We start from the raw sequence: 5,519 nt of genomic DNA on the forward strand, positions 1-5,519 counted from the left end.
GCCTTCATATCGTCTGGCCAACGGCGCGGCCTACCTGCATCACGCCCATCCGTGAGAACCTCAATCGTAGTCTCCATGGAGAAACTCCCTCTCGATCCAACATGATCAGCCGATCACAGATCAAGGGAGACAAAACAACGTGGGGTCGGAACAGCGGTTACGGCGAAAGACACTACAATGAGGATCGGCCTCATTCAGCGATCGGATACAACGTCCCGATCGCACTGCATAATCCCGGTGGCATCCCCAGCCCGTCACCGTGAAAGAAGCTGGAAAACTCCAACCTCCGGCGATCCAGACTTTGTGATCAGAGCATCAATCAAAGGACTCCGCGCTGAACTGGAAGAGGATCGGGTCTCAGGTCATCCGGTCTTGCCGACCTGGTCGAAGGAGCCCGCATAGCGCAACAGCCACATCATGAACCGTGAACGTATGGGTAACAGCAAGCCTCACCGGAGGGGGACCCTCCCAAATCAGCATGCCCAGGTCTCTACAAAAAATTGAAATCATCAGCAGTCAGAGAACTTACCAACTTGTCTTCAAATCGGATCGTTTGACCGTCACCAAAATCCAGCACAGTGTCAAAGCCGTCCTGGCTTAATGCCGCCTGAACGTCCGCGAAGCTGGTGAAACCGACCACTCCCAAGAGAACTACCACGTCCGCGGACGTTTCAAAATCCGTTATCCGATCATGACCATCATTGTCCTTGAAAACAAACGTATCATTGCTACCATACCCGGTTAGAGTGTCATTTCCCTGACCGCCTGCGATGACGTTGCCGCTAGCATCGCCTCGCAGTATGTCGTTGTGTGCTGAACCGATGAGCTTTTCGATTGAAACAAGCGTATCCCCGGTCGCATCACCGCCATTCGCATAGTCAGCAGCCAAATTGATTGCGACACCCGCATCAGACGTCGAGTAATCAGCCGTGTCATAGCCTCCACCGCCGGAGAGGTAGTCCGCGCCGGCACCGCCGACAAGGATGTCGTCGCCAGCTTCGCCATACAGCAAATCGCCTGCCCCGCCACCATCGAGAAAGTCATTGCCAGCGCCTCCGAAGAGGCGGTTGCCAACATCCGACCCGACCAACCGGTCATCATGGCTCGAGCCCCGGGCTCGTTCAAAATTCGAGATCGTATCGCCAGTCGCATCACCGCCGTTGGCGTAGTTGACCTTCAGGTTGACGGCAACACCCGCAGTTGAGGCGGAATAGTCCACCGTGTCCAGTCCGCCCTGGCCGTCAAGAATATCTCCACCCTGACCGCCTGCGATGACGTTGCCGCTAGCATCGCCTCGCAGTATGTCGTTGTGTGCTGAACCGATGAGCTTTTCGATTGAAACAAGCGTGTCCCCGGTCGCATCACCGCCATTCGCATAGTCAGCAGCCAAATTGATTGCGACACCCGCATCAGACGACGAGTAATCAGCCGTGTCATAGCCTCCACCGCCGGAGAGGTAGTCCGCGCCGGCACCGCCGACAAGGATGTCGTCGCCAGCGCCTGATGATGACGATGGGGCAATCACACTGCCAGCAATAGAAACTTGTAGCGCGTAAGTGCCCCCGACCGGCACGGCCGATAGGCTCGGATAACTTCCAACCGCAATTACGTAGAGTCCCGCCGTCGCAATAGTCGTGGTAAGGAACGAGTCGTACGAACTAACGCTGCCACCAGCCCCATTGCTTGTAGAGCCATCATCATTGGAAGTAACCAGGTTCCCAGCACCATCATATAGACTAATATAGCTATCAAAAGCTCCTGAACCCTCTGGTGTGTATCCAATGTCAATATCGAATGTGACTGTTGTATTTGGTTCTAGAATCGTGAACGAGTAATAGCGAACGTTTCCGTCGCCTGTTCCCTCAATGGTTACATGTGGAATAGTGGTCGGAGCGATAATATTGGGGTGGTCAGCTTGATTAAATAATCCATCGATCGATGCCGCCGTTGCCACGCTGTAATTTCCCGAACCGGTGGGATCGACGAGCAAACCTGAGCCGGTGTAGACTTCGTCGAGATCGCCGCGCAGTATGTCGTCACCTTCGTTACCTTCGAGCCTGTCATGCCCTGCCCCACCGTAAACGGTGTCATCCCCAGATCCGCCAATGACGTGATCGTTGCCGACATCGCCCGAGAGGCTGTCTGCGCCGCTGCCACCGTCGAGCGTATCATCGCCGCCAAGCCCGCTAAGGACATCATTGCCACCTAGGCCGTAGATAGCGTCCATAAAGCCATCGGTACCGGCGATTGTGTTATCGGCGCTGTCGCCCACCGCTGTCACTTCGCAGTTGATTTCGGCGAGGGCGTAGCGGATCGAGTCTGCGAAATCGCTGCTGTTACTCGTGATGGTGACGACAACGCCTGTGCCCAACTGGTCAACAAGCCCCTGATAGGTCGAAACTTGTCCGGATGTCACCGCAAAGACCGGAATTATGTTATTTGCCTCGAAAGTAGCCGCTAACGCCGTAATGTCTTGATACGGATGGTAGGAAGCATCAGTTGCAATGACAAATAGTCGTGAGGAGCTCGTTTGGTAGGAGAGTCCAGCCCCGATTGCCGCATTGACCATCGCAGTCAATTGCGCTTCTGGGAAATCTCCCCCGCCTGCCGCCTCGAGACCAGCATAGGTTGAAGCAAGTGCAGAGGGAGAGTTCGTGAAATCGGCCTCAACCTGATAGACGTACGGGTCTCCCGTATCCTTGAATGAGGTGACGGCAAAGCGGCTACCCGAATAGTCTTCAAGTAGTCTGCTCGCGATATCGTCTACCGAGCTTTGCATATATGGAAGATCATCGGAAAAGGACCCGGTCAGATCTTGTAGGAAAACCACATCTAAAGGACCAGTCAGAGGATCAAGGGCAACGTGCCGATCCGTAAATTCTGCACATTCAACGTCCGTTAGGGTGTCCGTATCATCCGCACCCGAACCGCCCGTATGTGCTATCGTGACGGTACCATCGCCATTGTGTGTAATCGTGTACTCTGAAAATGCGCCGGAGTAGACTGCGGAGTCCTGGCCCTCGCCACCAAAGAGAGTGTCAGTTCCGCTTCCCCCAATCAGCCGGTCATCGCCGCCGGACCCGTGCAGCAAATCATTGCCACTGTTTCCAGTTAGAGTGTTGCTCTGTTCATTGCCAATCAAAATATCGGATTGGTTTCCGCCAATAGCGTTCTCAATGACGGCGCCATTTCGATGTGTGTCGGAGGCATAAAGGCCATTTGCGATAGAGTAGCCACCGAGCGCCGCGCTGCCGTTATTGTAAAAAACACGCGAGAAAAAACCGCCAGCATGATAGTCAGCATCAGTCAGATCATTCTTAAGCTCCTGTGACAGGCCTGCGTAGATTGACGTAGCCGAAATATCGTCTATCCAATCCAAGATATGGGTTGGATCTGCTGTCGTATCGAGTGTTGCTTCATTCAAATTGATCAACGCCCGATTGGCGCCAGCATAGGAGATATTGTCCTCATCACCCTGCGTATCCCAGATGCTATAGAACGCCCTGCCAATAGAGACGTTTCCGTCATCCCCATAGAGATCCAATGCTGCGGTTTCCGGATCTGTAAGTGTGTAGGTTGTATTGCCAGTGTGATTGGCACTCGATCCATATAGGTGGTGAAGCGCAGCAACGTCGAGAGCCATCGGCGTCGCCGCGGATCCGTATCCAAGAGTACCTAGGTCGGTATCCAAGCCCTGTCGCTCGTAGGACATGACTGTATACCGGCGATTGTCGAGTTCATCGTCGCTTGCATTCAAGTTATCGCTCGTCGTCCAAGACGTCGTTCCATGACCCGTATCGTGAGGATGCGCCAAACCCAAGCCATGTAAAATTTCATGCAGTGACGTAGAGACTCTATTTGATGCGGCACCCGTCAATGCGTTCACAGTCATACTCGAACCGGTGGTCGAAAGAATAATATAGCTTTCGTAATTATTTGAACCACCTGACAGCAGAGAATCGGTTCCTGGGAAAGTGCCCCATCCTCTCGCATTCAGATTATCGAATCCGATTAATTTCATATCTGTGTTACTTCCAGTAAAATCAGTCGTTTCACTGAAACTAAGTCCGGAAATCACCGCCCCGATCATATCGAAAGCGGTTCGAATATCTGTTATCAGAGCAGCATCGTTGCCAGTAGTCCCGAGCGGATTATATGTACCCGTGGCGGTGCCGTTAATCAGCAGGTTAGAGTTCGCTTGGGCGAAGGTACCATGCGCCGCAATGGTCCCAATTGAATATGTAAATGTACCGCCAGACCACTTTGTGGTTCCTGTTAAACCCTTAATCCAGCTATTTCCTGGTGCGGCGTTTGATGTTGTGGAATCGGCGCCGACGGAAAAATTAGAATCTTTGATAAACATATCAAATGTCTCACTACAAACTTGGTTTGATCGATAACTGAAAGCCACCTACTCTGGACGTTTCAATCGCTTGACGAGTTCAAAAATGAATTTTTCCAGTTCCGCTGGCGTGGACCAAACTTCTTTCTTAAGCCTTGCCACCAGATAAGTGTCATTATCATTTAGCTTTGCAGAAATAGTAGCCTCACGAATACTGGTCGTCGGCCTATATATGTCCTCTGGCGGGCGACCAATCGGATACAATGTATTAACGTCGAGCCCACCGTATCCAACAACTAAAACAGGGCCTATGGATGAACCTTCCAGCGGCTTTATCAACCAATAATGTTCGTAATTGTCTGGCAGGCAATCTTGGTTCGGAAAGCATTCAGTTTGTATCTCACCCAATCGCCAAGGATTCCTTGGGCGCCGAAAGCGATCTGTGACGAAAACACTAAGACCTGGAGCGATTGTGTCTAGAATCTTTTCTAATTCTTCTTCGTCATAACCAGAGCGCCAAAATTCGATGATAGACCCAACCTCACCTCCTACGTCTTTCTGCACCACAGAGATTGTTGCAACCCGCGCACCTAGTGTCATTGAGGCGTCGGGAAATGAAACCTGGAACGGATAGTTATTCGCACCTGGCGACGCGAACCGCGCTGAATTTTTGTTTGGATCAGATACTAGTCTGTCGCTGGGAATAGTTGCGTGCAGTGTCTCGCCCTTGTCTTGTTCCCACATTAAACCAAAGCCTGTCGTTGTAGGATTTAGTGTGTAAAAAGTAGCTGCAATAACAAATAGGAGCTTCTTGGATAAATATCTCACGCCCCCTCCAGAGACTTTGTCTTCTTTATTTGTTACCTAATCACATCGCTTTCTGGATTCCTGCACCTTTCTTGATAACAAGTCTAGCGTATCCAGTTACTTTAGGCGCAATCGATCCAAAATGTATATCAATTAAAATCAATTTTTAACTCTTGCTTCTTAACTAGTCAATAGAACTTTTTTTCCAAAACTCGTCAATTGGCTTAACGTTTAAAGATGGAATTTTCTTAGAGCCCGATTTAAAAGTAGTTGAGTGATATCAAAGGGTTGTGATTCAACCGTCTTTGTCTAGAAGATGGAGGATCGAATGCCCTGGGATGATATCACTCGCCGACAGCATAACCGGGAC

Annotated in this window: 2 protein-coding genes; both read right to left on the bottom strand. The window is 51.1% G+C overall.

The window, feature by feature from the left end:
- Positions 1-490: 490 nt before the first annotated feature.
- The gene (locus M0H32_RS29350; RefSeq protein WP_248160308.1) at positions 491-4,363 is read right to left on the bottom strand and encodes a hypothetical protein; all 3,873 of its coding nucleotides are present in this window, start codon (positions 4,361-4,363) and stop codon (positions 491-493) included.
- A 48-nt stretch (positions 4,364-4,411) separates the two neighbouring features.
- On the bottom strand, positions 4,412-5,170 hold the full coding sequence (locus tag M0H32_RS29355; protein WP_248160310.1) for a hypothetical protein: 759 nt from the start codon (positions 5,168-5,170) through the stop codon (positions 4,412-4,414).
- Positions 5,171-5,519: the final 349 nt, after the last annotated feature.

Origin of the sequence: Roseibium sediminicola (assembly GCF_023156505.1) — a bacterium.
Classification (GTDB): domain Bacteria; phylum Pseudomonadota; class Alphaproteobacteria; order Rhizobiales; family Stappiaceae; genus Roseibium; species Roseibium sediminicola.

Coding starts and splice junctions, on each gene's coding strand:
- M0H32_RS29350 (WP_248160308.1), bottom strand. CDS start 4,363: ATGTTTATCAAAGATTCTAATTTTTCCGTCGGCGCCGATTCCACAACA.